Here is a 3,692-nt window from a genome sequence, read left to right as displayed (position 1 = left end):
TTTTGTCAACACTTTTTTAAAACTTTTTTTAATTTCTTTTAATCAGTTTTAATTTTCGTGTTTTTTTGTTTGTCGCGTTTGTTTCAGCGACGTGTTTTATAATATCATGCCCTCATTAATCGCAAATATACAAATTATTTTATAAACCAACTTTATCATGCTATATATTACATTTTTCTTCATTAAACTTTAATTTCCTCATACTGATACACCTGGGAATGTTTGCTTTATATATTATTATTAATCTTGATATAAAATACAGTTAAGAGCCTTTTTATTAAACTATGATCGTAGTTAGATTATACTTTTTTCCTTGAAATATAAAAAAATCATATCAATTCTTTTCACGAACTAATTACAGCATCAAATTACTAGACAATTAATTTAAACACGGAACTTTAAAAAACAAAAAAATAAAAGCCATGCATAAAATGAACTTAATCCACCTTTTTATGCACGACTTCTATTTTTTCACGTTTTTATTCCTCTACTTCTAGCAACAGACCTTACTTCTTTAATGTCCTAATCTTGCTATATATCCTCTTAAAGACTCATTTGCCTTCTTGAACTTCTCTTTTTCTTTTTCTGTCATTTCTATTTCTAATATATCTTTTACACCTTCAGCATTTATTATTGCTGGCACTCCTGATGCTACGTTATACTCACCGTACTCACCATCTAATATAGCAGATACAGGAATAATACTGTGTTCATCAAACAATATCGATTTTATGATTCCTACTGCTGCAGATGATATACCATAATAGGTACTTCCACCTTTTCTATTGAAAACAGCCCAACCTTCTTGAGAAACCCTATATTCAATTTCATCTAAATTCAATTTTCCGTAGGTATCAGGATTTTGCTCCATTATTTTTAAGAATGGTTTTCCTCCAACATAAACATGTGACCATGGTATCATCTGAGCATCTCCATGCTCTCCCATAGCATACCCTTGTACTGATCTTGGATCTACATCTAAGTATTCTGATATAAGAGTCTTCAATCTAGCACTATCTACTGATGTTCCTGTGCCCATAACCTTATTTCTTGGAAGACCAGATATTTTCCAAACATGATAAGTTATGATATCTACAGGATTAGAAACTATTATAAAGAAGCCATCAAATCCAGATTTCATTATTGGTTGAACAATACTATTACATATTTTAGCGCTGATATCTAATGTATCTATTCTACTTTGACCTATCTTAGGTGGTGCACCTGCTGTTATTATTACCACATCTGCATCCCCACATTGATCGTATCCACCTTGATAAATCTTCGTTCTTTTTGGGAGGTATTCAACTGCGTGAGTCAAATCCATTGCTTCGCCTAATGCTTTCTCTTCATTTAAGTCAATCATTAGTACTTCTTCGCACACTCCCTGGTTTACTAAACTAAATGCACAACTTGAACCTACAAGTCCTGTTCCGACAATAGCCACTTTCCTTGGTTTAATTGCCATTTTAATTGCCCCCTTAACGAAATTATATATATATCACTTAAATTATATATTTATTATAAAATGTACTTCAACTATTAATTTTTAATGAAAATTAATATAATATCATATTGGTACCAACAAATATGATATTTTTTTCATTTATTATAAATACAGTTGTTAGTTTAGCTATAATTTATTATTTTTATTTAATTTATAAAAAATTGATATAATATAGATATTATAATAAAATATTATATTATTTATATTGTATAAGAATCATAATTCAAAGATTATTTAGATAAGAATAGTAATTTATATAAAGAGGTGGTAAAATGTCAGCAAACTTTAATAATGACTGGAATGACTTACTTAAGGATGAATTCGAAAAAGATTACTATATAAAACTACGCAAATTCTTGATTACAGAATATAGAAACAAGACGATATTTCCTGATCAGTATGATATCTTTAACGCTTTGCACTATACAGCTTATAAAGATGTAAAGGTAGTAATACTTGGGCAAGACCCATACCATGGTCCCAATCAAGCCCACGGTTTGAGTTTTTCAGTAAAACCTGGAGTTAAAATCCCCCCTTCTCTGCTAAATATGTATAAAGAACTAAAAGATGATCTCGGTTGCTATATTCCAAACAACGGATATTTAAAAAAATGGGCAGACCAAGGTGTGCTGCTGCTTAATACTTCTTTAACAGTTGTAGCTAGTCAGGCAAATTCCCATAAAAGCATAGGATGGGAAGTATTCACCGATAAAATAATCTCTCTACTAAACAATAGAAAAGATCCTGTAGTTTTCATACTTTGGGGGAACAATGCTATATCAAAAGAGAAACTTATAACAAACAATTGGCATTACATAATTAAATCTGTCCATCCAAGTCCATTATCTGCTTCGAGAGGTTTCTTTGGCAGTAAACCTTTCTCAAAAACAAATAACTTTCTTAAATCTATAGGCAAAGATCCTATTGATTGGCAAATAGAAAATATATAATTATAAATACATAGTAAAAACCTCACTAAATTCAATGCTTAGTGAGGTTTTTGTTCACCTGCTTTTATTATTGTTAATGGCAAAAACTTAGCAGATTATATTATCATTTAATTTATATACGTACACTTTTGCCTTTACCTAATGTTGTTATGATTATTTTCTATAACCGTTCTTTATTGTAACTGAATTCTTACTCTTTATTCTCATATAAAACGAATATGTTAGTGAACAAAGTATTCCAACTACTCCTCCTGCTGCAAATCCTAGAATAACATAATTTAAAAGTACCCCTACAACTATTCCAAGTCCTACTCCAGCAGCTATTCCTTTAGCAAGTATCTCATTCTCCTTGTCACTTAAACTAATCTTTTCAAACATAACAACAACTCCTTTATAAATTATGATATAGGTAAAAGCCTTATCTCTTACTTATAATTATAAAGGTGATTTATTAAGAATTTCTTTCGGAAAGCTTAAGGTATTATTAAGATTTTATATAAAAGTAAAATTTTCACTTAATAAACACTTTTCAATTAGCTTTTTACGCCTCTTACTTTTTTTGAAAGTATGTAAAGAAACGCTGGCAAGCTACATAACTTTATTTTTACTGTTTCCCATAAAGAGCTACTATAAAACCTTGATATTGCTAAGCTTAGATAGCAAAAGTTTGCACCTTCCTTAAAAGCAAAAAAATCCTAATAACATACGTTATTAGGATTTTTGGTGGCTCGAGCAGGAATCGAACCAGCGACACGAGGATTTTCAGTCCTCTGCTCTACCGACTGAGCTATCGAGCCATAGCTTACATTTAAAAATTATACACATTTCGTCATGGATTGTCAACATAATAACAAAGTACTTTATAAAACTTTATTAAAACAGCATCCAGTTACACAACAATATGAGCACTTTCATTTCATGTTTCTGCTACAATTTGAACTGTTATATGGCTTTTTTAGAAAAGAGCATTACTAGTTCTAACTATAGTATTACAATTTTTACCTTACCGTATTATTACTAAATAACAAAAAACCGTCATATAATTTTTATATTACATATAATTTTACGCTATGTTAAAGAGTATTTTTGAAATTAAGTGGTTATGAAGGAGATGCTATATGAGCGAGTAGTTAGAATTAAATGATTTTTTCAGATGGAATGGCTTTAAAAATCACTAATGCGTTCTTCATTAGTGATTTTTTGCGCATCTGCCTTTTCTGAACGCATGTGAAGAA

At 30.0% G+C, this 3,692-nt stretch carries 3 protein-coding genes and 1 tRNA gene; 1 reads left to right on the top strand and 3 read right to left on the bottom strand.

Annotated elements, in window-relative coordinates:
• Nucleotides 1–514 precede the first annotated feature (514 nt).
• Nucleotides 515–1,468, bottom strand: a complete 954-nt coding sequence (locus GXK57_RS26020; protein ID WP_160680927.1) for an L-lactate dehydrogenase — start codon at nt 1,466–1,468, stop codon at nt 515–517.
• A gap of 311 nt (nt 1,469–1,779) precedes the next feature.
• On the opposite strand from GXK57_RS26020, the gene GXK57_RS26015 reads away from it, so the two are divergent.
• Nucleotides 1,780–2,457, top strand: a complete 678-nt coding sequence (locus GXK57_RS26015) for a uracil-DNA glycosylase (protein WP_160680926.1) — start codon at nt 1,780–1,782, stop codon at nt 2,455–2,457.
• Between the two features lie 153 nt (nt 2,458–2,610).
• Here the strand turns inward: GXK57_RS26015 and GXK57_RS26010 are convergent, their stop codons facing one another.
• Nucleotides 2,611–2,835 (bottom strand): hypothetical protein, encoded by a 225-nt coding sequence (locus GXK57_RS26010; RefSeq protein WP_160680925.1) that lies wholly within the window; start codon nt 2,833–2,835, stop codon nt 2,611–2,613.
• A gap of 343 nt (nt 2,836–3,178) precedes the next feature.
• A tRNA-Phe gene (locus GXK57_RS26005) sits at nt 3,179–3,254 on the bottom strand.
• Nucleotides 3,255–3,692: the final 438 nt, after the last annotated feature.

Origin of the sequence: Clostridium sp. C8-1-8, from assembly GCF_009928445.1 — a bacterium.
GTDB lineage: Bacteria > Bacillota > Clostridia > Clostridiales > Clostridiaceae > Clostridium_AR.
This window is presented reverse-complemented; position numbering and strand designations above follow the sequence as displayed.